Genomic DNA, 23,827 nt, shown 5'->3' with positions numbered 1-23,827 from the left:
CATACGTTATGTTGACCGCTGTATTTTTTACTGATGCCTTCCCCGCAAATTCTCAATCACCGCCGTCAAATCCAGCTCCTGATCCTGCAGCAGCACCAGCAGGTGATACATCAAATCCGACGCCTCGTTAGTCAGCTCAAAGCGGTCATGCACCGTGGCAGCCAGCGCGGTTTCCACGCCTTCTTCTCCCACCTTCTGCGCAATACGCTTAGTCCCGCTGGCGTACAGTTTTGCCGTATAGGAACTCACAGGATCGGCGGTCTTTCTCTCGGCCAGCAACTGCTCAAGCTGATACAGAAACAGCCATTGATGGCTGGCCTTGCCGAAGCAGCTGGAGGTGCCTTTATGGCAGGTCGGCCCGATGGGGTTCACCAGCGCCAGCAGGGTGTCGTTATCGCAATCCGGCGTAATGCTCACCACCTTTAAAAAATGACCGGAGGTTTCGCCCTTGGTCCATAAGCGCTGCTTTGTGCGGGAGTAAAAGGTGACCTTGCCGCTTTCTTCGGTCTTTGCCAGTGCATCCTGGTTCATATAGCCCAGCATTAACACCTCGCCGGACACCGCGTGCTGTACCACCACCGGCAGCAGCCCGTCGGTTTTTTCCCAGTCCAGCGCTGCGCGTTGTTCCTCAGTTAACATACTCGTATCTCCACGCCCTGTGTCACCAGAAACGCTTTTAATTCACCAATATTAATGATCTGTTTGTGGAAGACGGACGCGGCCAGCGCGCCATCGACGTCGGCATCACGGAAGGCTTCATGGAAGTGTTCCATCGTACCCGCGCCGCCGGAGGCGATCAGTGGCACGCGGCAGACGTCACGCACCTTCTTCAGCTGTTCAAGATCGTAACCGTTACGTACGCCGTCCTGATTCATCATGTTCAGCACGATTTCGCCCGCGCCGCGCGTTTGCACTTCCTGCACCCAGTCGAGGGTCTCCCACTGGGTCATGCGGGTGCGGCTTTCGTCGCCGGTATACTGATTCACATGGTACTTGCCGGTTTTTTCATCACGCCAGGTATCAATGCCAACCACAATACACTGCACGCCAAAGCGATCCGCCAGCCGGGTAATCAATTCCGGGTCGGCCAGGGCAGGGGAGTTAATGGAAATCTTATCCGCGCCGAAGGAGAGGATCTGCGCCGCGTCTTCGGGGGATTTAATCCCGCCCGCCACGCAAAAGGGGATATCAATCACTTCTGCGACTCGGGAGACCCAGCTTTTATCGACCACGCGCCCGTCGCTGGAGGCGGTAATGTCATAGAAAACCAGTTCATCCGCGCCTTCTGCCGCATAGCGCTGGGCCAGCGGCACGATATCGCCAATGATCTCATGGTTGCGAAACTGTACGCCTTTCACCACCTGACCATCGCGCACGTCAAGACAGGGGATTATCCGTTTTGCCAGCATTTGATGGCCTCCTTCACGGTAAATTTATCTTCCAGCAGCGCGCGTCCGACAATCACGCCGCGCACGCCGGTGCCGCGTAATGCGGCAATATCGTTAAGATCGCCAATGCCGCCGGAGGACTGAAATGCCACCTGCGGATAGCGGCTGCAAATTTCCTCATACAGCGAGACGTTGGAGCCTGCCAGCGTACCGTCGCGGGAGATATCAGTACACAAGACGTGTTTTAACCCCATCGGCAGATAGGTTTCCACCAGCGCTTCAAGGGAGACGCCGGAATCTTCCTGCCAGCCGCTCACCGCCACCTGTTTGTTACCCTGCTCATTAATACGAACATCCAGCGCCAGCACCAGCGCGTCCGCGCCAAAGCGTTCAAACCAGCCTTTGACGATCTCCGGCGATTTGACTGCCGTGGAGCCAACCACTACGCGGGCGACGCCCGCCGCCAGTAGCGCTGCCACGTCTTCTTCGCTTCGCACGCCGCCGCCGACCTGCACCGGGACAGTGACGCCCGCGACCAGCGTTTTGAACAGCGAAATCTGGCGCATCGACGGATCTTTCGCCCCGGTCAAATCCACCAGATGCAGGACCTCAGCACCTTGCGTGGCATAATCCTGTAGCCGGGGCAGCGGGTCGCTACCGTAATCACGCTGCTGCGCGTAGTCGCCCTGATGTAGTCGCACAACCGTGCCGTCAATTAAATCCAAAGCCGGAATGATCATCACATCTCCAGGAAATTTTTCAGCAGTTGCGCACCCGCCGCACCGGAGCGCTCCGGATGAAATTGCACGCCGTAGAAGTTATCTTTTTGAATGGCGGCAGTAAACGGCTCACCGTAGTGGCACTGGGCTATAGTCCAGGTATTCACCGGCATGGCGTAGCTGTGTACGAAATAGAACCATTCCCCGTCTTCAATGCCGCGAAATAAACGATTGCCCGCCTGCGGATAAATCTGGTTCCAGCCCATGTGCGGCAGCGGCAGACCGAAATCGGTCATCTTCGGCACGTCCTGATCGATGATATTCAGCAGTTCGACGCCGTTATTCTCTTCGCTGCGGCTGCCGAGCAACTGCATACCCAGGCAAATCCCCAGCACCGGCTGGGTACAGGTTCTGATCAGGTCGTACAGCTCACGCTCGCGGATTTGATCCATCGCCGCCTGCGCGGTGCCGACGCCCGGCAGGAACAGTTTGTCGGCACGAAGCACCACATCCGGATCGCGGCTGACCACCGGCTCATAGCCGTGGCGCAGTATCGCGGACTTAACCGAATTCAGGTTGGCACAGCCGGTATCCAGAATCGCGACGTTCATTACAGCACCCCTTTAGAGGAGGGAAGAGTATCGCCTTCAACGCGGATCGCCTGACGCAGTGTTCGGCCAAAGGCTTTAAACAGGCTCTCGACACGATGGTGATCGTTTTTGCCCTTGGTTTTCAGGTGCAGGGTCACGCCCATGGTATAGGAGAGTGAGCGGAAGAAGTGCTCGACCATCTCAGTGCTTAAATCACCCACGCGCTGATAGGTAAACTCGGCGCGATACTCCAGATGTGGACGACCGGAAATATCCAGCGCGCAGCGGGCCAGGCATTCATCCATTGGCAAAACAAAACCAAAGCGGTTAATGCCGCGCTTGTCGCCGAGCGCCAGTTTCAGCGCTTCGCCGAGCGCCAGACCGGTATCTTCGACGGTATGGTGATCGTCGATGTATAAATCACCTTTCACCTGCACTTCCATGCGAAAGCCGCCGTGGGTGGCGATTTGATCGAGCATATGGTCGAAAAAGCCGACGCCCGTGTTCATTTTGCTGCCGCCTTCGCGGTCCAGCCAGACTTTAACGTCGATCTGCGTCTCTTTGGTGTTGCGTTCAACGTGCGCATAGCGGTCGCGGCGGGTGAGCTGTTCGCTAATCGCCGGCCAGTTCAGGGTGTCGCGGTTATAAAGCAGCCCGGTAATGCCCATGTTATCCGCCAGCTGAATGTCGGTCGCGCGATCGCCAATCACATAACTTTGCGCCTTATCCATCACGCCATCCGCCAGCCAGGCTTCCACCAGCCGGGTTTTCGGCTTGCGGCAGTCACAGTTATCGGCAGGCAGGTGCGGACAAATCAGCACCTCTTCAAACTGAACGCCCTGCGAAGAGAAAATCTGCATCATCAGATTATGCGGGCCGTCAAAGTCGGCCTGCGGCAGGCTGTCAGTTCCCAGCCCGTCCTGATTGGTGATCATCACCAGCTTAAATCCGGCTTTCTGGAGTGTTAACAGCGCCGGGATTGCCTCTGGCTCGAAGGCCAGTTTGTCGAAACGATCGACCTGAAAATCGCTGGGTGGCTCGGCAATCAGCGTTCCATCGCGATCGATAAACAGATACTTCTGTGTCATACCTTCTCCGCACTTAAGGCGTCAATGACGCGCTGAGACTCTTCCCGGGTGCCGACCGTAATACGCAGGCAGCCGCTTAAAGAGGGTTGTTTATTCTGATCCCGTAAGATAATGCCCTGATCCCACAAAGATTTAAATACCGCACTCGATGCGGTGATCCTCACCAGAATATAGTTGGTTTCTGACGGGAATACCTGCTCCACACAGGGGATATTTTGCAGCGCCTCAACCAGGCGCTGACGCTCATCAAGGATTTGCTGTACGCGCTCGCGCATGGCGAGGATACCCGGCGTGCTGAGCGCCTGGGCTGCGATATCCGCCACCGGCGTAGAAAGCGGGTAGGGGGCGATCACTTTCATCAGCAGGTTAATCACCTCTTCATTCGCCAGCGTAAAGCCGCAGCGCAGCCCGGCCAGCGCAAAGGCTTTCGACAGGGTGCGCAAAATAACCAGGTGCGGATATTCGCTCAGCCAGCCAACCAGCGAAGCCTGCGGGCAAAACTCAATATAGGCTTCGTCGGCGACGACAATTGCCTTGCCGCGCGTCATCTCCAGCAGCACGCGCAGATCCTGTGGATTAATAATTTGTCCGGTCGGGTTGTTGGGGCTACACACGTAAATCACTTTCACGCCGTCCAGCGTGTCGGCGATGCCCTGGAGATCCAGTTGCCAGTCTTCCAGTGCCGGAACAGTGCGATATTCCACGCCGATGGTCTCGGCGCTGACGCTGTACATGCCATAGGTCGGTGGGCAGAACAGCACCGCGTCCTGACCCGGTTCGCAAAACGCGCGGATCAGCAGTTCAATGCCTTCATCCGCCCCGCGGCTGACCAGCACCTGTTGTGGTGTGACGCTAGCATAACGCGCGTAGTTTTCAATCACCGCTTTCGGCTGACATTCCGGGTAACGGTTTAACGTCTGCGCGGTCAACTGGAACTCCACCGCTTGCGGATATTCATTGGCGTTCAGCCAGACGTCCCCTTTACCGCCAAGGCGGCGGGCGGACTGATAAGGAACCAGTTCACGGACGTTAGCGCGGGCTAATTCTTCAATGCTCATGCTTCTTGCTCCTTCAGCGCGTTCATGCGCAACGTGACGGCGTTTTTATGCGCGGTCAGCCTTTCAGCCGCCGCCAGCGTTTCAATGGTCGACGCCAGCGCCGCAAAGCCTTCGCGCGACAGCTCCTGGACGGTCATCCGCTTCTGAAAATCAGCCAGCCCGAGGCTTGAGCAGGTGCGGGTATAACCGTAAGTCGGTAATACGTGGTTGGTGCCGGAGGCGTAATCACCGGCGGATTCCGGCGACCAGTCGCCAAGGAAAACCGATCCCGCACTGGTGATGCTGTCGACCAGATCGCGGGCGTTGCGGGTCTGAATAATCAGGTGCTCCGGGCCGTACTGGTTGGAGATGGCGACGCACTGGGCTAAATCCTGTGCCACGATCAGGCGGCTGGCGGAGAGTGCCTGACGCGCAGTGTCTGCACGTGGCAGGGTGGTAAGCTGACGTTCAACGGCCTGCGCCACGCGACTCGCCATGTCGGCGTCCGGCGTCAGCAGGATCACCTGTGAGTCCGGGCCGTGTTCGGCCTGTGAAAGCAGGTCGGAGGCGACGAAATCCGGGGTTGCGCCGCTGTCGGCAATCACCAGCACCTCAGAGGGGCCGGCAGGCATATCGATGGCCGCGCCGTCCAGACGCTGACTGACCTGGCGTTTGGCCTCGGTGACAAACGCGTTACCGGGACCAAAAATTTTATCCACTTTGGGCACGGATTCGGTGCCGAACGCCAGCGCCGCGATGGCCTGCGCGCCGCCCACGTTGAAGATGTTCTGGACACCGCACAGTTGAGCGGCATAGAGAATTTCGTCGGCGATCGGCGGCGGCGAGCACAGTATGACGTTATGACATCCCGCGATGCGTGCCGGGGTCGCCAGCATCAGCACGGTAGAGAACAGCGGCGCTGAACCGCCGGGAATGTACAGGCCCACGGAATCTACCGGGCGAGTGACCTGCTGACAGCGCACGCCGGGCTGCGTTTCGACATCCACGGGCGGCAGGATCTGTGCATTGTGGAAGGTGGTGATGTTCTTCACCGCTACCGCCATCGCCTGTTTGATGTCATCACCCAGACGCGCGCTGGCGTCGGCGATGTCCTGCGCGGTCACTTTCAGCGCGTTGACGTCGGTTTTATCGAATCTGGCGCTGTACTCGCGTAGCGCGGCGTCGCCCCGGGTTTTAACGTTGTCGAGGATTTCCACTACCGTGCGGGTAATGCTGTCGGAGGCGGAAATCGCCGGGCGCATCAGCAGTTCACGCTGCTGCTGCGGGGTACTGCTGTTCCAGTCGATGATGGTGTTAAAGCTCATATGATTACCCTGTCTGTTTGTGCTGAACGCCAGTCTTTGCGCCTGCCTGCCGGGTGGCGCTACGCTTACCCGGCCTACGGATGGATATCCGACTTTGCGGCTGCCTGCCGGGTGGCGCTGCGCTTACCCGGCCTACGGATGAATATCCGTTTTTGCGCCTGCCTGCCGGGTGGCGCTACGCTTACCCGGCCTGTGGATGGATATACGTCTTTGCGCCTGCCTGCCGGGTGGCGCTACGCTTACCCGGCCTACGGATGGATATCCGACTATGCGGCTGTTTGCCGGGTGGCGCTTTGCTTACCCGGCCTGTGGATGGATATCCGTCTTTGCGCCTGCCTGCCGGGTGACGCTGCGCTTATCCGGCCTGTGGATGGATATCCGACTTTGCGGCTGTTTGCCGGTTTGTATGGACTACCGTTTTGCCTGCCTGTTGTAGGCCCGGTAAGCGCAGCGCCACCGGGCAGGTTTGCCGACGCCGCTTATTCCATCATCTTCTCAATCGGCAGCACCAGAATCGAACCAGCCCCCAGCGCCTTCAGTTTTTCCATCGTCTCCCAGAACAGGGTTTCGCTACTCACCATGTGCATCGCCACGCGCTGCTGATCGCCCGCCAGCGGCAGAATGGTCGGACGTTCCGCACCGGGTAGCAGGGCGACCACTTCTTCCAGACGCTCGGTTGGCGCATGCATCATGATGTATTTCGATTCACGCGCCTGGATCACGCCCTGAATTCGGGTCAGCAGTTTGTCAATCAACTGTTGTTTGCTGTCGTCCATCTCGCCGTCGCGCTGGATCAAACAGGCTTTCGAGCGGTAAATCACCTCGACTTCACGCAGGCCGTTTGCTTCAAGCGTCGCGCCGGTTGAGACCAGATCGCAAATCGCATCCGCCAGACCAGCGCGGGGAGCCACTTCAACCGAGCCGTTCAGCAGACAGGATTTAAAGGCGATGCCTTTCTGGTCGAGATAACGCTTCAGCAGGTGCGGATACGAGGTCGCAATACGTTTGCCGTTCAGCATCGCCGGGCCGTCCCAGGCTTCATCGGCCGGGGTCGCTAGCGACAGGCGGCAGCCGCCAAAATCCAGGCGTCGCAGGGTAAAGTAACGCGGATCTTCGCCCTGCGCGCGGCGGGTCAGTAGCTCTTCTTCCAGAACGTTCTCACCGATAATACCGAGGTCCACCACGCCATCCATCACCAGCCCCGGAATATCGTCATCACGCACGCGCAGAATATCGATGGGCATATTTTCCGCCAGCGCAATCAGACGCTGAGTGTGCAGGTTAATTTTAATGCCGCTGCGGGCCAGTAATTCGCGTGAATCATCGCTGAGACGGCCTGACTTCTGAATAGCTATGCGTAAACGGGTGTTATCTAACATTCTGTGGTCCTCATTATCCTGTCTGAATTCTGTCCAAAAAAAAGCCCCCGGAAGGCGATCTTCCGGGGGCTTTTTCTTGCGTTCATGCACCACTGGAAGATCTGAATGTCTTCCAGCACACATCGCCTGAAAGACTAGTCAGGATGATGGTGATGATGGTGGTGTTTAAATTGAACGCTGATCATAGTAATTCCGATGAATGCTTATTCATGTGTTGCTTTAAACCTAAACTACTTCACCTGAGAATGGCAAGCCCTTTTTTTCAACTTTAACGCATTTCATATTCATCCGCTGAATTGTCAGTTCCGTCAGGGTGGCGTAGCCTTATAAAAACCGCTTACGTTAAGGAGAGAAGCCGTGAAAAAGATCGCAATTGTCGGTTTAGGATGGCTGGGGATGCCGCTGGCGCTTTCACTCACGGTGCGAGGATGGCAGATCGCTGGCAGTAAAACCACGCCCGATGGGGTTGAGGCCGCGCGGATGTGCGGGATCGACAGTTATCTGCTGCGTCTGGAGCCGGAACTGGTCTGCGAGACTGACGATCTGGAAGCGTTAATGAACGTTGACGCGCTGGTGATCACGCTGCCAGCACGGCGCAGTGGACCGGGGGAAGATTTTTATTTCCAGGCGGTACAGGAGATCGTTGACAGCGCGCTGGCATATCAGGTGAAGCGCATTATTTTTACCAGCTCCACATCAGTCTACGGTAACGCCCAGGGATTAATGAAGGAAAATGCACCGCGCGAACCCGTCACCGCCAGCGGGCGGGTGCTGAAAGAGCTGGAGGACTGGCTGCATCATCTGCCGGGTACCTCGGTTGATATCCTTCGTCTTGCCGGGTTAGTGGGGCCGGGGCGGCATCCAGGACGTTTCTTTGCCGGGAAAACCGCGCCAGACGGGCAGCAGGGCGTAAACCTTGTGCATCTGGAAGACGTGGTCGCCGCCATTACCTTACTGCTCCAGACACCTAAAGGCGGGCATATATATAATATCTGCGCGCCGCAGCACCCGTCCCGTGCGGTGTTTTATCCGCAAATGGCCCGTGAACTGGGACTGGAGCCGCCAGTGTTTACCCCGGGGCCTGAGGAGAATAAAGGAAAACTGATTGATGGAAGCCGCATTTGCCACGAGCTGGGCTTTGACTATCAGTTCCCCGATCCGCTGATCATGCCGATGGAATAGAGTGTTTTTAGCAAATAGTGCTATTAATACTTCTAATAATGTAGTGAGGGCTTAAAAATCAGCCAGTTAATTAACGTTAATGGATGATCTGCCTCACATTCTCTTGTCATCGCGCCTTAAGTTGGGGCAAAATACGCCGCCTGCAAAAAATGAAACTAACCGACGTTAAACGCGTCGGTTATTTTTTTGCATAAAGACACTCATTCAATACCAAGAGGCCGGGCTTCGTTCCGGATAGATATTTACTAAAAACCGACAGTTGTTGTCGCTGAGGAATCCTGAAAATGGGGCAATTTTTTGTTTACGCGACGGCATTCGCCGAAAAGGGGAATGACCATGTCGCATAACGTTACTCCAAACACCTCTCGCGTGGAATTGCGTAAAACGCTTACGCTGATTCCGGTTGTTATGATGGGTCTTGCCTATATGCAGCCGATGACGCTGTTCGATACGTTCGGCATTGTCTCTGGTTTGACGGATGGTCATGTGGCGACGGCGTATGCCTTCGCGCTGGTGGCGATCCTCTTTACGGCGCTGAGCTACGGTAAACTAGTTCGTCGTTTCCCGTCCGCTGGCTCTGCCTATACTTATGCCCAGAAATCCATTAGCCCGGTCGTAGGCTTTATGGTCGGCTGGTCGTCGCTGCTGGACTATCTGTTCATGCCGATGATCAACATTCTGCTGGCAAAAATCTATTTTGAAGCGCTGGTGCCCTCCGTGCCGTCGTGGATTTTCGTTGTCGCGCTGGTGGCCTTTATGACCATCTCTAACCTGCGCAGCATCAAAACCGTTGCTAACTTCAATACCCTGATTGTGATCCTGCAAATGGGCATCGTGGCGGTGATTGTCGGGCTTATCATTTATGGCGTTGATCACGGCGAAGGCGCGGGTACCCTGACCAGCACCCGTCCGTTCTGGTCTGAAGGCGCGCACGTGGTGCCGATGATCACCGGGGCGACCATTCTGTGCTTCTCGTTCCTGGGCTTTGACGGTATTTCTTCGCTCTCAGAAGAGACCAAAGACGCCGAGCGCGTGATCCCGAAAGCGATTTTCCTTACCGCGCTGATTGGCGGGCTGGTGTTTATCGTTGCGTCATACTTCCTGCAACTCTATTTCCCGGACATCTCGCGCTTTAAAGATCCGGATGCGTCGCAGCCTGAAATCATGCTGTACGTGGCAGGGAAAACCTTCCAGTGGGGCGTGCTGATTTTCTCCAGCGTCACCGTACTGGCTTCCGGGATGGCGGCGCACGCGGGCGTGTCTCGTCTGATGTACGTGATGGGTCGTGACGGCGTGTTCCCGAGCCGTTTCTTTGGCTATGTGCACCCGAAATGGCGTACCCCGGCATGGAACGTGCTGCTGGTGGGGGCCATTGCCCTGCTGGCGATTAAATTCGACCTGGTGACGGCTACCGCGCTGATTAACTTTGGTGCGCTGGTCGCTTTTACCTTCGTTAACCTGTCGGTGATTTCCCAGTTCTGGATACGTGAAAAGCGTAATAAAACGCTGAAAGACCACGTTAACTATCTGGTTCTGCCGGTCTGTGGCGCGCTGACCGTGGGCGCACTGTGGGTCAACCTTGAAGAAAGCTCGATGATCCTTGGCCTGATTTGGGGCGCAGTGGGTCTGGTTTACCTGGCCTGCGTTACGCGTGTGTTCCGCAGCCCCGTACCGCAGTACGAAGATGTTGCCTGATCATTAGGCGTAGTGCCGGGTGACGGCTTTGCCTGACCCGGCCAACGGACGCCATGACCGTAGGCCCGTGCAAGCAGCGCAGCCGGGCAAGGCGGCACAATTCCCCGAAACCGGAGATCTCGTTCTCCGGTTTTTTTATGTCTTATAACTCATGGTTATGGTTTAGAGGCTTTGGTTATTGGTTTGCACCGGACAGGTCAGGAATAATTTACCGACTGATATCTTCCGGATAACTCACCCCTTATGCTACAGATGATTTTAAGCGGCCTGGTTTGCGGCGCGCTATTAGGATTTGTGATGCAGCGCGGTCGTTTTTGCCTGACCGGCGGCTTTCGCGACATGTATATTGCCAAAAACAACCGCATGTTTTATGCCCTGCTGATTGCCATCTCTGTTCAGAGCGTAGGCGTTTTTGCTCTTATTCAGATGGGCGTTCTGCACTATGACGCGGGCGCATTCCCGTGGCTCGGCACGGTGATCGGCGGGTTTATTTTCGGCCTCGGTATCGTCTACGCGGGCGGCTGCGCCACCGGGACCTGGTATCGCGCGGGCGAAGGGCTCATCGGCAGCTGGATTGCGCTGTTCACCTATATGCTGATGAGTGCGGTGATGCGCTCTGCGCATGCCGCCGGGCTGAACCAGTTCCTCAAAAGCCAGAGCACCGCGCATAACTCGATTGCTGAAACGCTGAACATCTCCGTCTGGCCGTTGATTGCGCTCCTGCTGGTGATTACCGCGTGGCTGGTAGTAAAAGAGCTGCGTAAACCAAAGCTGAACGTAGCGACCCTGCCGCCGCGCCGCACGGGACTGGCGCACCTGCTGTTTGAAAAACGCTGGCATCCGTTCTTCACCGCGACCCTGATCGGGCTGATTGCGCTACTGGCGTGGCCGCGCAGCGAAGCGGCCGGGCGCATGTTCGGCCTCGGCATCACTTCGCCGACGGCCAATATTTTGCAGTTCCTGGTGGCGGGCGACAGTAAATTCCTTAACTGGGGGGTATTCCTGGTGCTGGGGATTTTCCTCGGATCGTTCATCGCCGCGAAGGCCAGCCGCGAGTTTCGCGTGCGTGCTGCTGACGTGGGCACCACGCTGCGCAGCGCGTCCGGCGGCGTGTTAATGGGAGTGGGTGCCAGCATGGCGGGTGGCTGCTCAATTGGCAACGGGCTGGTCATGACCGCCATGCTCACCTGGCAGGGCTGGATTGGCCTGATATTTATGATCCTTGGCGTCTGGACCGCGTCCTGGTTCCTGTATGTTCGTCCGCAACGTAAAGCGAAGCTTGCCGCTGCGGCAGCGTAATGATTGACTGGTGTATTTATGGCTATTAAAAAACTGGACGTTGTCACTCAGGTTTGCCCGTTCCCGCTGATTGAAGCGAAAGCCGCACTGGCAGAAATGCACAGCGGTGATGAACTGGTGATCGACTTCGACTGCACGCAGGCGACAGAGGCAATCCCGCAGTGGGCCGCAGAAGAAGGGCACAGCATCACCGACTATCAGCAGGTCGGCGATGCGGCGTGGTCCATTACCGTCAAAAAAGCCTGAGGTTGAGTGAGGCAGGAGGCGGCTTACACCGTCTCCTGCGCATACTGATAGAGGGCTTTCAGCAGCGCCTGCTTCTCACTGTTTCCTTCGTACTGCCCCCACAATGCTTCCAGCTCCTGCGCGTAGGTCTGTAGAAACTCAGGCGTAAAGACATTTCGACGATGCTGCAGCCAGCGCTGTTGCTCTGCCTCATCCAGCGTACCGGGGAAATTGCGCGCCCGATAGTTGAACAGCAGCCGTTCAATACGCTTATCGGCAAAGGTAATATCCAGCGCAGGCAGGTTGCGCGGGTCGGTTTCCAGCACGATTTTCATCGCCGCGCGATCGGCATCGCTGAAAAAGCCGTTATAAAGCTGGGTATCTACATTATCCGAGGGTACAAACGGTTCGGCGTCAGCAAAAATCGCCACCACTTTCTCGCGCACCTGCGGGTTCTCACGCAGGATTTTCAGGTTATCCAGACAGCGCTGACGATTGATCCCCAGCCGGTCGGCATCTTCTGCCCGCAGCGTATTGGCCTGGGCCAGCACCGGACATTTATTAAGGTGTACCAGCTTCACTGGCACTGGCAAGGCATCGCCCAGATCGGCTTTGGCGGTATAAAGCCGTTCGCGCAGGGCATCGGCATCCAGATCCAGCAGCACCGACACATCTTCCGCCAGATCCACCATAATCACCGCGTTACGGTTTTCCGGGTGCCACGCCAGCGGCGCGACCCAACTGGTATTGCCGCGCCATGCGCCAAACATCCCGGAGACATGTACCAGTGGTTTCATTTGCGGCACGTCGATAAGTGTCATCAGCTTATTTTTACCGCGATACGTATACAGGTAATCAAACAGGCGCGGCTGTCGGGTTTTCAGCAGCTTCGCCATTGCAATGGTGGCGTGGACATCGGCCATCGCATCATGGGCATTACTGTGCTCAATGCCGTTGGCGCGGGTCAGATGCTCAAGACGAAAGCTCGGCAGACCATCGTCATTCTCCGGCCAGGTAATCCCCTCCGGACGCAGGGCGTAGCAGGCGCGCATCGCATCCAGCAGGTCCCAGCGCGAATTATCGTGCTGCCAGCTCCAGGCGTAGGGGTCATAAAAGTTGCGATAGAAAATGTTGCGCGTGACCTCGTCATCAAAGCGCACATTGTTATAGCCCACTACGCAGGTCTTCGGCACGGTAAATAGCTCGTGAATACGCCGCGCAAACGTGGCTTCGTTATCGCCTTTTGCCAGTGCCTCCTGCGGTGTGATGCCGGTGATCATCACGGCTTCCGGCTGTGGGAGGTAATCATCGGCAGGCTTGCAGTAAAACACCTCAGGTTCGCCAGTCACTGTAAAATCAGCATCGGTACGCAGGGCGGCGAACTGCGCCGGTCGGTCCAGCGCCGGGCTGGTGCCGAAGGTCTCGTAATCGTGGAACAAAAATCCTGGCTGATGCGGCGTATCTTGCATGAGTTTGGTTAATCCGTGATGGGCTGCGAGAGAGGTACGCAGGTATGGTAAACCATTTAGCCGGTCATCGTAACCGCCTGCGCCAGGTTTCTGTCCATAGCGAATGTCATATTTTCTTGCACTTTAGCCGGGCACGCTTTGCCAATCTCCCGTAAAAAGAACGCCGAATGATAAAATGAGGATATGCTGTTGAAACGCCGTTTGTTTATTGCTGTTTCTTTACTCGCTTCGGGTATTTCTTCCGCGCTGGCTGCCGATACGTTTGCCGTCTCGCCCCAGCCTCCTGCCGTTCAGGCGGGCGCGTGGGTACTTATGGATTACACCACCGGTCAGGTACTGACCGCCGGGAACGAACATCAGCAGCGCAACCCCGCCAGCCTGACCAAACTGATGACCGGTTATGTCATTGACCGCGCCATTGATAGCCATCGTATCAGCGCAGATGATGTGGTAACAGTCGGTAAAGATGCATGGGCAAAGGGCAACCCGGTATTTGACGGTTCGTCGCTGATGTTTCTCAAGCCAGGCGATCGCCTGACGGTTCACGACCTGAGTCGGGGATTGATTGTCGATTCCGGTAACGATGCCTGCGTGGCGCTGGCAGATTATGTCGCCGGCGGGCAGCCGCAGTTTGTCGCAATGATGAACAGCTATGTGCAGAAGCTCAATCTGCGCGATACCCATTTTGAAACCGTGCACGGCCTGGATGCGCCAGGTCAGCACAGTTCGGCTTACGACCTGGCGGTGCTGTCGCGCGCCATTATTCATGGCGAGCCGGAGTTCTATCACATGTACAGTGAGAAAAGCCTGACGTGGAACGGCATTACTCAGCAAAACCGTAACGGTCTGCTATGGGATAAAACGCTGAAAATCGACGGTCTGAAAACCGGGCATACCTCGGGAGCCGGGTTTAACCTCATCGCCTCTGCGGTAGAGGGGAATCAGCGGCTGATAGCGGTCATTATGGGCGCGGCCAGTTCAAAAGGGCGTGAAGATGAGGCGCGTAAACTGCTGGTCTGGGGCCAGCAGAATTTTGCCACCGTGCAGATCCTGACGGACGGTAAATCTATTGGTAATGAGCGCATTTGGTACGGCGATAAAGAACATGTTGCCGTGGGACCGGATCGCGATTTCTGGATGGCGCTACCGAAAACCGAAATTCCGCATATTAAAGCGCGCTATGTGTTGAATGGCAAAGAGCTGGATGCGCCGATTGCCGCACATCAACAAATTGGTGAAATTCAGCTTTATGATCGCGACAAGGTGGTGGCGCATATACCGCTGACGACCCTGGAAAGCGTCGGTAAAGGCGGCTTATTCTCCCGTATGAGTGATTATCTGCACCATAAATCCTGATCGCAGGCGCTCCCGTCGGGGGCGCTTTTTGCATCTCCTCACTTCAGCAGACATACTGATCCTATAAATTTCATTCTGGTCATTCATCGGGAGAGAGCATGGATTATCACATTGAACAGGTTGATACGCGTAAAGTGGCTGGTTTTCACCTCGTTGGCCCGTGGGACAAAACCGTGAAACAGGGCTTTGAACAGCTAACGCTGTGGGTCGATAGCCTCCACGTTCAGCCGCTGGAGTGGCTGGCCGTTTACTATGACAACCCGGACAACACCCCGGCTGAGAAATTACGCTGTGCAACGGTTGTGCGGGTGGATGATGATTTCACCGTGCCTGATAACAGCGCCGGTATCATCCTGACTGAAATTGAAAGCGGGGAGTATGCCATCGCCAGTGTGCGGGTCGAAAATGACGATTTTGAAACCCCGTGGCGGGAATTTTTTGACCGTTTACTCCAGGACGGTAGCCGCCAGATTGCGCCGCGCCCCTGCATTGAAATTTATCATAACGACGGCAAAGCGGACGGCTACTGGGATATTGATATGTATATTCCGCTCGCCAGTGCCTGAAAGTGTCCGCAGTAATCGCAGGTGAATTCGCACGCATAGGATGCGGACGGCCAGCAAAAAACGCTACAATCACGTTTTTGAACGTGTTGCCGGAGAGCGGGTTTGCGCGCTGATAAGTCCTTAAGTCCATTTGAGATCCGTCTGTACCGTCACTACCGGATAGTGCACGGGGTGCGTGTCGCGCTGGCGTTTATTCTGACTTTTTTGCTGGTCAGACTGTTTGATATCCCGGAAGGAACGTGGCCGCTGATTACCCTGGTGGTGATCATGGGGCCGATTTCGTTCTGGGGAAACGTGGTGCCGCGTGCCTTCGAGCGTATTGGCGGCACTATCCTCGGTTCGGCACTGGGGCTGGTGGCGCTCCAGCTTGAGCGTTACTCGCTGCCTGTGATGCTGGTCTGGTGCGCGGCGGCGATGTTTTTGTGCGCCTGGCTGACCCTCGGCAAACGGCCTTATCAGGCGCTGCTTATCGGCATTACCCTCGCGGTAGTCGTAGGGTCGCCTGCGGGCGATATGCATACCGCGCTGTGGCGAAGCGGTGACGTGATCTTCGGTTCCCTGCTGGCGATGCTGTTCACTGGCATCTGGCCGCAGCGGGCGTTTTTGCACTGGCGCATTCAAATGGCGAACTATGTCACTACGTTTAACCGTCTGTATCAGGCAGGATTCTCGCCCAACCTGGTGGAGCGTCCGCGTATTGAAAAGCATCAGCAGAAGGTGCTTAACGACGTGGTGAAAATGCGTGGATTAATCACCCCGGCCAGCAAAGAAACTCATATCCAGAAGTCGATTTTCGAAGCCATTCAGACCATTAACCGCAATCTGGTGTGTATTCTGGAACTGCAAATCAATGCCTTCTGGGCGTCGCGGGCCAGCCACTTCATCATGCTCAACGCGCATACGCTGCGTGAAACCCAGCAGATGACGCAGCAAACGCTGCTGACCATCGCGCATGCGTTGTATGAAGGAAATCCACAGCCCATTCTGGCAAACAGTGAAAAGCTTAATGAAATCGTCGCCGAGCTGCGTCAGCTCATTAAAGAATACGAGGGTGACGATCTGGCTGAGACACCGATGCACGGCTATGTATGGCTGAGTATGGAGCTGGCCCGCCAGCTTGAGCTGCTGTCGCATTTGATCTGCCGGGCGCTGCGCAAATAAGCTGCAAACGGCGGCGGTTTTGTGCCAGGTGTTTCGATTCAGCAGCATTTAGCGTTATGATGAGCAGACTAAAAATGATTGTCTTCAGCGATAGCTCTCAGTACTGTTTACCCTATGGCTGTCGCGTTAACGAATCCGAATCTCAATTATCAGAGGTATAGCAATGGAAACCACCAAACCTTCATTTCAGGATGTTCTGGAGTTTGTTCGCCTGTTCCGTCGTAAAAACAAACTGCAGCGTGAAATCCAGGACGTTGAGAAAAAGATCCGTGATAACCAGAAGCGCGTCCTGCTGCTTGATAACCTCAGCGACTATATCAAGCCGGGGATGAGCGTAGAGGCGATTCAGGGCATCATCGCCAATATGAAAAGCGACTATGAAGATCGCGTTGATGACTACATCATCAAAAATGCGGAAATCTCCAAAGAGCGCCGTGAGATTTCTAAAAAGCTTAAGGTGATGGGCGAGCTGAAAGTGCACGAGGCTGAGCCTAAAGCTGAGTAAGCGGGGCGGGCGGTGAGCATTGCGCTTACCGCCATTGTCATTTGCGCCTGCTCTGACTCAAAAACAGTCAATCATTGTTGAAACAAACGCTTCCCAGGTCCGGCACTCGCTGGCTTTTTTCAGATTCGGTGGCTCCAGCAGCAGCACGATCAGATTATCAAAGATGTCGTAGAACAGAGCCCGTTCTGCCTGATTAATGGAAAACAGCAGCACCACGTTGACCATATTATTGCCCCACGGAAACGGTTTTTCGCTAATCACCACGCACAGCCCGGTTTTGGTGGCGTTCATTTTCATCGAATGGGGCACAGCGATATTGCCAAACGTAGTGGAATAGCTGTGCTCACGCTCAAAAACATCCTCGACAAACGCAGCATCAACATAACCGTGGCGGTGCAGCGCGTCCGCCATAAAGGGGATGGCGTCATTCTCATCGACCAGCGACGGGTTATAGAAGAACAGGTTTTCATTAGAGATAAGCTGCAAATTCTCCAGCAGTCTGGCGCGTTTCTTTTTTTGTCTGATCCGCTCCATCTTATATTGCAGCGCGGAAATATCGCGGTCGGTGAGAAACGGATTGATATAAACCCATTCCATCATCGTTTGCGGGATGCGCAGGGTAGAAATAAGGAAATCGGGCGCGGGCAGATTGGCGAACTCTTCGTAAGAGGTAACAATGGCACGAATGATCAGTTGCTGACCAAACAAACTGTCGATTTGTGAAATCAGCCGGTTGGTATGATTGTGGTAATGCGGCACCAGCAGCACGCAGCTCACTTTATTCTGCTCAGCAATCTGGTTGCCGAGAATGCTGCCGATATGCAGGGCAATATAAGCGATTTCATGCTCATCAACCGTAAAGCCGGTCGCCTGGCGGATTTTCTCGGAAATGGCTACTGCACATTCAAAAATCAACGGGCAGGACGTTTTGATATGTTCGGTCAGCGGATTTCGCGTAACATGGCCATGTTGCAGGCGCACAAGTAAGTTTTTGATATGGATGGTGAAGCGAATGAGAAACTGTGTGCTGTCGCCGTCAATAAAATCATAGCGCTGCATCTCTTTGCGCAGAATGGCGACCAGCTCCATACACTTTTTACCCGCCAGCGCCTCGATATTGCCGGCGTGGATTTCATCCATGTCGATTCTGATCAAACTGCTCAGCAGAACAACAGTTAATGCTTCGGCTTCAAGCTCGTTATAAACCACCGCAAAATGTTGCTCGATATCATAAATGACTTTGCGCGCCAGCGTCGTTTCATGCTCGTCATATTTTCTTTCGCCGCAAGAGGAGGTAGCTGCGCCTGGGTGATAAGTGTGGTCATTACGAATACGGTCAATGCTGATCACCACATCCAGCACCAGGCTTAACAAGGCATATTCGTTAATAAAATAATGCCAGGCTTTGCAGGATTCCACGAGAATCGACACCAGATGATCGATGTCGTACTGCGGGAAAATCCGTCCAATTTCTGCCAGGCTGAGAATATTGGCGCTGAATTCCGCATACAGCAGGCTGGAAAACATGCGTCGTTTATCGCGCTCCAGCCCTTCAATATGCAGACAATCGTTGGTTACCGTCAGGTAGAGATTAAAATCCTTCAGTTTTTTTCTGACCAGCAATAAATCTTTTTTTACCGTTTCATAGCTGACACACAGGATGTCGCTCAGGCCATAAAGATCGGGTAACTGGTTTGCTGGCTGGCGACTGTTAAGCAGCTGTGTCAGCAGATAGTTAACCCGCTCTTCTGGTGTCTGAGGCATTTTATGCACGTGGCTTGTGAGCACGCGCATGGCGCGTGCTTTATCCACGACATAGCCGCGATGGGAAGAGAGAATAAGCCCGGGCTCTCGATTATTAATCTCGGCGATATAGTTCTTCACGCTGCGATCGCTGACGGCCATATTGGTCGCCAGAACCTGCGCGGTAAGCGCGTCAGTGCTGTCGAGAAATAGCCGCAGCAATTTCAGATGCTTACTTTGCATTATCCTTCCTTTTTGCTGACTCTGGCGGAATGCGCTACTGAAATCCGTAACCCACTGATAACCAGGAATATACCCAGCCAGGCCCAGATGCCGGGGACTTCATGAAACACAGCCATACCCAATAGCGTCGCAACTATCGGTTCAACAGAGGCCATCATCGCTGCCTGACTGGCCTCACCCAGGCTCACCGCCCGGGTATAAAGCAGATAAGGCAGCGCCGTATTCAAAAGGCCAATGATAACGATCCAAATCAGTGAGCCAGGCGAAGCACGTACCAGGCTCAGGCCGTGAGGTATATCAACTATCAACAGCGCGGCGACGGCACCAAATACCATACTCCAGGCGGTGATGGTCAGGGCATCACATTGCTGCGCCCGTTGTTTCGCCAGCACGGCATACAGCGCATACAGTAACGCGGCCAGCAGGGCAAAACCAATGCCCCGCCACGAGTAGTGCAGCGTGGCAGGAAAAAGGCCCGCTGCCAGACTACAGCCGCAAAAGGTCAACGTCAGGGCCAGCAGCTTTGGCCGTGTCAATGGCTCCTGAAAGAACGCTGCTGACAGGAGCATTACCATTGCCGGAGAGGTATAGATCAACACCGCAGTGAGCGACAGCGATATCTCCTCTACCGCGCGGACATAGCAGAGCGAATACAGAAACAGACAGCCTGCCCCCATCATCGCCAGCCACGGAAGTTGCCGCACGGGAATACGCATTCCCTTCGCGTGACGCAGAGCCAGTGTGCTGACTACGCCTGCTGCGATCAGCAGGCGCAATGTTGCGATCTCAACCGCCTCAAAGCCGTACGCGCCGAGAAAGCGCATCACCAGCCCTGAGGTTCCCCAGCATATCCCGGCGCTGATGGCCAGTAGAGCGGGGTTATTTGCCAGCCTCAAAGCTCTTCGCCATGGCTGGCGATCACCCGCTGATACCAGCCGTAGCTTTTCTTAAGGCTGCGCGCGCCGCTTCCCTGACCGTAGTCATCCAGATCGACGTAGATAAAGCCGTAACGTTTGCTCATTTCCGACGATGAACAGCTCACGATATCGATAGGGCCCCATGGGAAGTAGCCAATCATATCCACGCCGTCACGAATGGCTTCCTTCACTTGTGCCAGATGTGAGCGTAAATAATCAATACGATAATCATCCCGAACCTCACCATTTTCCTCTTTTTTGTCGAACGCCCCGATGCCGTTTTCGGCGATCATAATCGGCACCTGATAGCGATCCCAGTACAGATTTAGCTTAGTACGCAGCCCGATGGGATCGATTCCCCATCCCCAGTCGCTGGCCTGAATATGCGGATTGGCGTACGACGTTTTGTGTTTCAACACGCTCTCTGCGTCGCTAATACGGGTGTAATAGTATGAAATTGCCATAAAGTCGGCAGTATTACGCAGTGCCTCTTCATCCCCAGGGAAGAACTGCACCTGAATATTATGCTCGGCGAAATAGCGGAAGGCATACCCCGGATAGCGCCCGCGTAACAGAACGTCACCATAAAAATATTCCATCTGGTTACGACGCACGGTAGCCAATACATCTTCGGGCTTGCAGGTGGCAGGGTAACTAATACCGTCGGCGAACATCATGCCGATGCGAAATTCCGGGTTAATCCGCCGTGCAATGGCCGTCGCTTTTGCACACGCCACCATCTCATTGTGTACGCCCTGATATTTTGCCTCGTCCAGATTGGTCACTTTATCTTCCGCAATGCCGAGGTGGTTAAAGGATTCATGAATTATCAGGTTGATCTGATTAACGATGATCCAGTATTTCACTTTATGCTGATAGCGGGTAAATACGGTTTCACAATAGCGGACAAAGAAATCAACAAGCTCGCGCGAATACCAGCCGCTGTATGCGGTAGTCAAATGCAGCGGCATTTCGTAGTGGGAGAGGGTGATCACCGGCTCCATGCCGTTGGCAATGATTTCATCGATCAGGTTGTCATAAAAACGCAAACCTGCTTCATTCGGCTCCTGCTCGTCGCCATTCGGGTAAATGCGCGACCAGTTAATTGAGGTACGAAACGAATTCATCCCGGTGTCAGCTAATAACTTCAGATCTTGTTTATAGGTATGATAAAAGTCGATGGCATTGCGTTTAGGATATACGCCCTGGGTATCCTGCATCGCGCTCAGAATATCCCTGGTGGTGATTTCTTCGTTGTATTTTTTATCCAGCGCGACATCGTTGCGGAACAGGTTAATATCCGCCACGCACCAGCCTTTTCCATCCTCCTGCCATGCGCCTTCACATTGATTAGCAGCCACCGCGCCGCCCCATAAAAAACGATCGGGAAAACCATCAGGAATACGTTTACTGGTCAAAATAGTGACTCCTTTTGTTCAGTGGCCCGCAGGCCACAGTTGAGGGACAGAATTCAGACAGAGGCGGCTTCTGCGGCAACCTGCTGTTTTTCATACATTTTGAAGAAGGGATACCAAATCAGGGTGCTGACGGTGGCGACCACGGCCAGCAGGATCAGGCCATTCAGATCCTGTGAGACGATCCACGTCGAAATCGGGAACGGGCAGTACCACATGTCAAAGACCGCGGCGGGAATATTAACGGCTCCCATGCTCAGCACCACATATGTGATTAACGGTAAAATAATGCCCTGCAGCCACAGCGGCACCATTAATATGGGGTTCCATGCCACCGCACCGAAAATCACTGGCTCATTGATATTAAAAATACCGGGTATCAGGGAGGCAGAACCCAGCGCTTTCAGCCGACGGGATTTAGAGCGCACCAGCATAATAACCAGCGGCAGTGTGGCACCAATCCCGCCAATTGCCACCCATCCGGAATACAGCACTTCCGCCGTGACGATATTTTTCGCCACGCCACCTGCGGCAACCGCCGCCATATTTGCGGTGATCCCGGCGAGAAAAATCGGCTTGGTAATCGGGAATAATACCCATCCGCTGATCCCCATGGAGTAGAGGAAAACGCCGAGGAACGTTATTAATAAGAAGCCCGGTAGCGTTTGTGCGAAGGCGGTGATCGGCATGAAAATGTTAATCAGGATCTGATAGAGGTCAAGCTTCAGGATATAGACTGCCAGCCAGCCGGTGGCCGTCACCACCAGAATAGGAATAATGGCGTCAAACCATACCCGTACAAAATCCGGGATCGCGCTGTCCTGTTTAAAGAAGGAATACTTCCCGGCAATACCCATCACAAAGGCAACGTAAATTCCGGCAATGATGGCGACGAACATTCCGCCAGCACCAAAATATTTGAATTGCAGAACCGGGATTTCCTGGAGCTTAACGATGATCATAAACAGGGCGATTCCGGACATCCCCGCAATCAGGCGCATTTTATTGATTTTCTTTTTTTCCATGTAGTTAAACGGGATCAGAAAAGCAATAAAGATAGAGATTAGCCCCATGGTATAGCTGGATAACGTCGAAAGATTGGGGAACCAGGGGAGAAAATTTTTCAGGATCGACAGCACGGTGACCAGTGAACCTACCAGGATCATCGGTAATACCTGCATAATCGAGTCTTTCAGTGTCAGAACCCACACGTTGCGGTTGATCTTGTTCATGGGCGGTGCGAAATGCACCTCCATCCAGTCGATAAATTTCTGCATGATGACCAGCCCCGCTTAATCTTTATTTAATTCTGCCAGCAGATGATCCAGCGCCATGCCGCCATCCAACAGCGAGTAATAGGATTTTTCCATTAAAATGACCTTGATATTCATCGTGGCGACTTTCTCCTCAAGCTCGGGGATTAAATATTTCAGATGCGGGCCAACCATCAGGCAATCTATTTCCTGAAGATAACTTTCGACTTCCGCCTCACTACGGGCAACAACGGTGCAGTCGAGTTCCCGGCGGGCTGCCTCTTTACGAATATTGGCCGCCAGAAACCCGCTGGATGCGCCTGAGCCGCAGATTAACAAGATATTTAATTTTTTCATTTGCATGTGGACCTTTGTATTAATGTTTGTCTGTAGGGTAATTTTATTATTGCTGTTTCACACATAACATCTCAAATACACTATTTCACTGCTAAAGTGAAAATATTTACTGATATGAAGCATAAGAAAAAATAATAGATCTTCATCACAATAAAATATCTGCTTATTTCACCTATATGAGCTTAGGGTGATAACGTTTTTGTGTTTCGCTATCAGGCGACAAATAAATCTGACCCGTTTCGCCATCAACCAGCGCCTCAAGATTTTGCCACTCGGCTGATAGCGCGGGCGAGTGCAGACCCATGATAGCGACAATACCCATAGCCCGTGCGAGGATCGCACTGTGCGACAGCGCCGACCCCTGACGGGTGACCACCGCGGCAACGCGTTGCCTGTCAAGCTGTACGGTTTCACTGGGTGACAGGGCGTCGGCAAATAAAATGACCTTGCCGGCTGGTACGGGGATCGTTGTCGGAGAATGACCGCCAAGGATCGCCACCAGCCGTCCGGCCACATCCAGTACATCCGCTGCTCTGGCCTGAAAATAGACGTCTTCCATGGCTGCCATTTGCGCGGCGAATTGTTCGCCCGCCCGTTCGACAGCCCAGGCTGCATTGCAATGCTGTTGACGGATTGCCTCGCGGATTTCCTGCTGAAAATCGTCATCCTGGAGCATGAGCTGGTGCGCGAAAAACAACTGGGCCGCGTCTTCACCGGTTGCCGCTCTGACGGTGTCTTCCAGCGCCTGAAGCTGCGCGAGGGCAGTGTCACAGGCCCGTTCCAGACGGTTTAGTTCCTGCGAGGGATCAGCGACCGGAGATAAGGAAATGTCATTTTTCACCGGCTGCCAAATCCAGACGGGGCCGCAGGCATACCCTGGCGAAACAACGTTACCTGTAATAATTTGCATAGTAT

Annotated in this window: 26 protein-coding genes and 1 other annotated feature; of the genes, 10 read left to right on the top strand and 16 right to left on the bottom strand. The window is 54.5% G+C overall.

Going from position 1 to position 23,827, the window contains the following annotated elements; genetic code table 11:
* Nucleotides 1-27 precede the first annotated feature (27 nt).
* From hisIE to hisD, 7 genes are read right to left on the bottom strand one after another with little or no spacing between them, the layout of a single operon-like run.
* Nucleotides 28-639 (bottom strand): bifunctional phosphoribosyl-AMP cyclohydrolase/phosphoribosyl-ATP diphosphatase HisIE, encoded by a 612-nt coding sequence (gene hisIE, locus CHU32_RS00630; RefSeq protein ID WP_103674158.1) that lies wholly within the window; start codon nucleotides 637-639, stop codon nucleotides 28-30.
* Nucleotides 633-1,409 carry an imidazole glycerol phosphate synthase subunit HisF gene (gene hisF / locus CHU32_RS00625; RefSeq protein ID WP_103674157.1) on the bottom strand — a complete coding sequence of 259 codons (777 nt, stop codon included), beginning with the start codon at nucleotides 1,407-1,409 and terminating at the stop codon, nucleotides 633-635. Before hisF ends, hisIE begins: the two co-directional genes overlap by 7 nt.
* Nucleotides 1,391-2,128, bottom strand: coding sequence for a 1-(5-phosphoribosyl)-5-[(5-phosphoribosylamino)methylideneamino]imidazole-4-carboxamide isomerase (hisA, locus tag CHU32_RS00620; protein ID WP_103674156.1), 738 nt, complete (start codon nucleotides 2,126-2,128; stop codon nucleotides 1,391-1,393). The genes hisF and hisA overlap by 19 nt, the downstream gene beginning before the upstream one ends.
* A complete protein-coding gene (hisH, locus tag CHU32_RS00615; RefSeq protein WP_103674155.1) occupies nucleotides 2,128-2,718 on the bottom strand; it encodes an imidazole glycerol phosphate synthase subunit HisH in 591 nt (196 codons plus the stop codon). The genes hisA and hisH overlap by 1 nt, the downstream gene beginning before the upstream one ends.
* Nucleotides 2,718-3,785 carry a bifunctional histidinol-phosphatase/imidazoleglycerol-phosphate dehydratase HisB gene (gene hisB / locus CHU32_RS00610; protein ID WP_103674154.1) on the bottom strand — a complete coding sequence of 356 codons (1,068 nt, stop codon included), beginning with the start codon at nucleotides 3,783-3,785 and terminating at the stop codon, nucleotides 2,718-2,720. The genes hisH and hisB overlap by 1 nt, the downstream gene beginning before the upstream one ends.
* Nucleotides 3,782-4,843, bottom strand: a complete 1,062-nt coding sequence (gene hisC / locus CHU32_RS00605; RefSeq protein ID WP_103674153.1) for a histidinol-phosphate transaminase — start codon at nucleotides 4,841-4,843, stop codon at nucleotides 3,782-3,784. Before hisC ends, hisB begins: the two co-directional genes overlap by 4 nt.
* Nucleotides 4,840-6,147, bottom strand: coding sequence for a histidinol dehydrogenase (hisD, locus tag CHU32_RS00600; RefSeq protein WP_103750756.1), 1,308 nt, complete (start codon nucleotides 6,145-6,147; stop codon nucleotides 4,840-4,842). Before hisD ends, hisC begins: the two co-directional genes overlap by 4 nt.
* 196 nt (nucleotides 6,148-6,343) lie before the next feature.
* Here hisD and CHU32_RS28185 point away from each other — a divergent pair, with 196 nt between their 5' ends.
* The gene (locus CHU32_RS28185) at nucleotides 6,344-6,583 is read left to right on the top strand and encodes a hypothetical protein (protein ID WP_176691596.1); all 240 of its coding nucleotides are present in this window, start codon (nucleotides 6,344-6,346) and stop codon (nucleotides 6,581-6,583) included.
* 43 nt (nucleotides 6,584-6,626) lie between these two features.
* On the opposite strand, the gene hisG is transcribed toward CHU32_RS28185, so the two are convergent.
* A complete protein-coding gene (hisG, locus tag CHU32_RS00590) occupies nucleotides 6,627-7,526 on the bottom strand; it encodes an ATP phosphoribosyltransferase (protein ID WP_103674151.1) in 900 nt (299 codons plus the stop codon).
* Between the two features lie 35 nt (nucleotides 7,527-7,561).
* Nucleotides 7,562-7,685: a sequence feature (His leader region), on the bottom strand.
* Nucleotides 7,661-7,711, bottom strand: a complete 51-nt coding sequence (gene hisL / locus CHU32_RS00585) for a his operon leader peptide (protein WP_101706263.1) — start codon at nucleotides 7,709-7,711, stop codon at nucleotides 7,661-7,663. It overlaps the preceding feature by 25 nt.
* Nucleotides 7,712-7,883: 172 nt before the next feature.
* Here hisL and CHU32_RS00580 point away from each other — a divergent pair, with 172 nt between their 5' ends.
* The 5 genes from CHU32_RS00580 to tsuB all read left to right on the top strand — a co-directional run bounded on the left by CHU32_RS00580 (nucleotide 7,884) and on the right by tsuB (nucleotide 11,948).
* Nucleotides 7,884-8,708: an SDR family oxidoreductase gene (locus CHU32_RS00580; protein ID WP_103674150.1), complete on the top strand. Its 825-nt coding sequence runs from the start codon at nucleotides 7,884-7,886 to the stop codon at nucleotides 8,706-8,708.
* Nucleotides 8,709-8,992: 284 nt separating this feature from the next.
* On the top strand, nucleotides 8,993-9,055 hold the full coding sequence (gene yoeI / locus CHU32_RS28870; RefSeq protein ID WP_103674467.1) for a membrane protein YoeI: 63 nt from the start codon (nucleotides 8,993-8,995) through the stop codon (nucleotides 9,053-9,055).
* The gene (locus CHU32_RS00570) at nucleotides 9,045-10,403 is read left to right on the top strand and encodes an APC family permease (RefSeq protein WP_176691595.1); all 1,359 of its coding nucleotides are present in this window, start codon (nucleotides 9,045-9,047) and stop codon (nucleotides 10,401-10,403) included. The genes yoeI and CHU32_RS00570 overlap by 11 nt, the downstream gene beginning before the upstream one ends.
* Before the next feature lie 243 nt (nucleotides 10,404-10,646).
* A complete protein-coding gene (gene tsuA, locus CHU32_RS00565) occupies nucleotides 10,647-11,702 on the top strand; it encodes a thiosulfate utilization transporter TsuA/YeeE (protein ID WP_103750755.1) in 1,056 nt (351 codons plus the stop codon).
* 18 nt (nucleotides 11,703-11,720) lie between these two features.
* Nucleotides 11,721-11,948, top strand: coding sequence for a thiosulfate utilization sulfurtransferase TsuB/YeeD (gene tsuB / locus CHU32_RS00560; protein ID WP_103674147.1), 228 nt, complete (start codon nucleotides 11,721-11,723; stop codon nucleotides 11,946-11,948).
* 23 nt (nucleotides 11,949-11,971) lie between these two features.
* Here tsuB and sbcB read toward each other — a convergent pair whose 3' ends face one another.
* Entirely contained in the window at nucleotides 11,972-13,396 is a 1,425-nt protein-coding gene (sbcB, locus tag CHU32_RS00555; RefSeq protein ID WP_103674146.1) for an exodeoxyribonuclease I, read from the bottom strand.
* 183 nt (nucleotides 13,397-13,579) lie between these two features.
* Here sbcB and dacD point away from each other — a divergent pair, with 183 nt between their 5' ends.
* The 4 genes from dacD to CHU32_RS00535 all read left to right on the top strand — a co-directional run bounded on the left by dacD (nucleotide 13,580) and on the right by CHU32_RS00535 (nucleotide 16,984).
* Entirely contained in the window at nucleotides 13,580-14,752 is a 1,173-nt protein-coding gene (gene dacD, locus CHU32_RS00550) for a serine-type D-Ala-D-Ala carboxypeptidase DacD (protein ID WP_103674145.1), read from the top strand.
* Nucleotides 14,753-14,850: 98 nt separating this feature from the next.
* Nucleotides 14,851-15,318, top strand: a complete 468-nt coding sequence (gene sbmC, locus CHU32_RS00545) for a DNA gyrase inhibitor SbmC (RefSeq protein ID WP_103674144.1) — start codon at nucleotides 14,851-14,853, stop codon at nucleotides 15,316-15,318.
* A gap of 102 nt (nucleotides 15,319-15,420) precedes the next feature.
* Nucleotides 15,421-16,479: an FUSC family protein gene (locus CHU32_RS00540; RefSeq protein WP_103674143.1), complete on the top strand. Its 1,059-nt coding sequence runs from the start codon at nucleotides 15,421-15,423 to the stop codon at nucleotides 16,477-16,479.
* Nucleotides 16,480-16,642: 163 nt separating this feature from the next.
* The gene (locus CHU32_RS00535) at nucleotides 16,643-16,984 is read left to right on the top strand and encodes a DUF496 family protein (RefSeq protein WP_103674142.1); all 342 of its coding nucleotides are present in this window, start codon (nucleotides 16,643-16,645) and stop codon (nucleotides 16,982-16,984) included.
* A gap of 57 nt (nucleotides 16,985-17,041) precedes the next feature.
* On the opposite strand, the gene CHU32_RS00530 is transcribed toward CHU32_RS00535, so the two are convergent.
* From CHU32_RS00530 to CHU32_RS00505, 6 genes are all read right to left on the bottom strand, one after another.
* On the bottom strand, nucleotides 17,042-18,970 hold the full coding sequence (locus CHU32_RS00530) for a BglG family transcription antiterminator (RefSeq protein ID WP_103674141.1): 1,929 nt from the start codon (nucleotides 18,968-18,970) through the stop codon (nucleotides 17,042-17,044).
* Nucleotides 18,970-19,866, bottom strand: coding sequence for a DMT family transporter (locus CHU32_RS00525; RefSeq protein ID WP_103674140.1), 897 nt, complete (start codon nucleotides 19,864-19,866; stop codon nucleotides 18,970-18,972). Before CHU32_RS00525 ends, CHU32_RS00530 begins: the two co-directional genes overlap by 1 nt.
* Nucleotides 19,863-21,305: a glycoside hydrolase family 1 protein gene (locus CHU32_RS00520; protein WP_103674139.1), complete on the bottom strand. Its 1,443-nt coding sequence runs from the start codon at nucleotides 21,303-21,305 to the stop codon at nucleotides 19,863-19,865. Before CHU32_RS00520 ends, CHU32_RS00525 begins: the two co-directional genes overlap by 4 nt.
* 53 nt (nucleotides 21,306-21,358) lie before the next feature.
* Nucleotides 21,359-22,579 carry a PTS sugar transporter subunit IIC gene (locus CHU32_RS00515; protein ID WP_103674138.1) on the bottom strand — a complete coding sequence of 407 codons (1,221 nt, stop codon included), beginning with the start codon at nucleotides 22,577-22,579 and terminating at the stop codon, nucleotides 21,359-21,361.
* A 15-nt stretch (nucleotides 22,580-22,594) separates the two neighbouring features.
* A complete protein-coding gene (locus CHU32_RS00510; RefSeq protein ID WP_103674137.1) occupies nucleotides 22,595-22,912 on the bottom strand; it encodes a PTS sugar transporter subunit IIB in 318 nt (105 codons plus the stop codon).
* Between the two features lie 172 nt (nucleotides 22,913-23,084).
* A complete protein-coding gene (locus tag CHU32_RS00505) occupies nucleotides 23,085-23,822 on the bottom strand; it encodes a phosphoenolpyruvate-utilizing N-terminal domain-containing protein (RefSeq protein ID WP_176691594.1) in 738 nt (245 codons plus the stop codon).
* Nucleotides 23,823-23,827 lie beyond the last annotated feature (5 nt).

It is taken from the genome of Superficieibacter electus (genome assembly GCF_002915575.1).
In the GTDB taxonomy this organism is placed as follows: domain Bacteria; phylum Pseudomonadota; class Gammaproteobacteria; order Enterobacterales; family Enterobacteriaceae; genus Superficieibacter; species Superficieibacter electus.
Note: the sequence above shows the minus strand (reverse complement) of the source record. Positions and strands in the feature narration are given on the sequence as shown.

Bases quoted from the DNA above. Each gene is read 5' to 3' on its own strand.
- hisH (WP_103674155.1), bottom strand. From the start codon at position 2,718: ATGAACGTCGCGATTCTGGATACCGGCTGTGCCAACCTGAATTCGGTT.
- tsuA (WP_103750755.1), top strand. From the start codon at position 10,647: ATGCTACAGATGATTTTAAGCGGCCTGGTTTGCGGCGCGCTATTAGGA.
- hisF (WP_103674157.1), bottom strand. From the start codon at position 1,409: ATGCTGGCAAAACGGATAATCCCCTGTCTTGACGTGCGCGATGGTCAG.
- hisB (WP_103674154.1), bottom strand. From the start codon at position 3,785: ATGACACAGAAGTATCTGTTTATCGATCGCGATGGAACGCTGATTGCC.
- CHU32_RS28185 (WP_176691596.1), top strand. From the start codon at position 6,344: ATGGATATACGTCTTTGCGCCTGCCTGCCGGGTGGCGCTACGCTTACC.
- hisC (WP_103674153.1), bottom strand. From the start codon at position 4,843: ATGAGCATTGAAGAATTAGCCCGCGCTAACGTCCGTGAACTGGTTCCT.
- CHU32_RS00505 (WP_176691594.1), bottom strand. From the start codon at position 23,822: ATGCAAATTATTACAGGTAACGTTGTTTCGCCAGGGTATGCCTGCGGC.
- CHU32_RS00510 (WP_103674137.1), bottom strand. From the start codon at position 22,912: ATGAAAAAATTAAATATCTTGTTAATCTGCGGCTCAGGCGCATCCAGC.
- hisD (WP_103750756.1), bottom strand. From the start codon at position 6,147: ATGAGCTTTAACACCATCATCGACTGGAACAGCAGTACCCCGCAGCAG.
- CHU32_RS00530 (WP_103674141.1), bottom strand. From the start codon at position 18,970: ATGCAAAGTAAGCATCTGAAATTGCTGCGGCTATTTCTCGACAGCACT.
- hisG (WP_103674151.1), bottom strand. From the start codon at position 7,526: ATGTTAGATAACACCCGTTTACGCATAGCTATTCAGAAGTCAGGCCGT.
- hisIE (WP_103674158.1), bottom strand. From the start codon at position 639: ATGTTAACTGAGGAACAACGCGCAGCGCTGGACTGGGAAAAAACCGAC.
- dacD (WP_103674145.1), top strand. From the start codon at position 13,580: ATGCTGTTGAAACGCCGTTTGTTTATTGCTGTTTCTTTACTCGCTTCG.
- CHU32_RS00535 (WP_103674142.1), top strand. From the start codon at position 16,643: ATGGAAACCACCAAACCTTCATTTCAGGATGTTCTGGAGTTTGTTCGC.
- sbmC (WP_103674144.1), top strand. From the start codon at position 14,851: ATGGATTATCACATTGAACAGGTTGATACGCGTAAAGTGGCTGGTTTT.
- hisA (WP_103674156.1), bottom strand. From the start codon at position 2,128: ATGATCATTCCGGCTTTGGATTTAATTGACGGCACGGTTGTGCGACTA.
- CHU32_RS00570 (WP_176691595.1), top strand. From the start codon at position 9,045: ATGTCGCATAACGTTACTCCAAACACCTCTCGCGTGGAATTGCGTAAA.
- CHU32_RS00515 (WP_103674138.1), bottom strand. From the start codon at position 22,579: ATGCAGAAATTTATCGACTGGATGGAGGTGCATTTCGCACCGCCCATG.
- tsuB (WP_103674147.1), top strand. From the start codon at position 11,721: ATGGCTATTAAAAAACTGGACGTTGTCACTCAGGTTTGCCCGTTCCCG.
- sbcB (WP_103674146.1), bottom strand. From the start codon at position 13,396: ATGCAAGATACGCCGCATCAGCCAGGATTTTTGTTCCACGATTACGAG.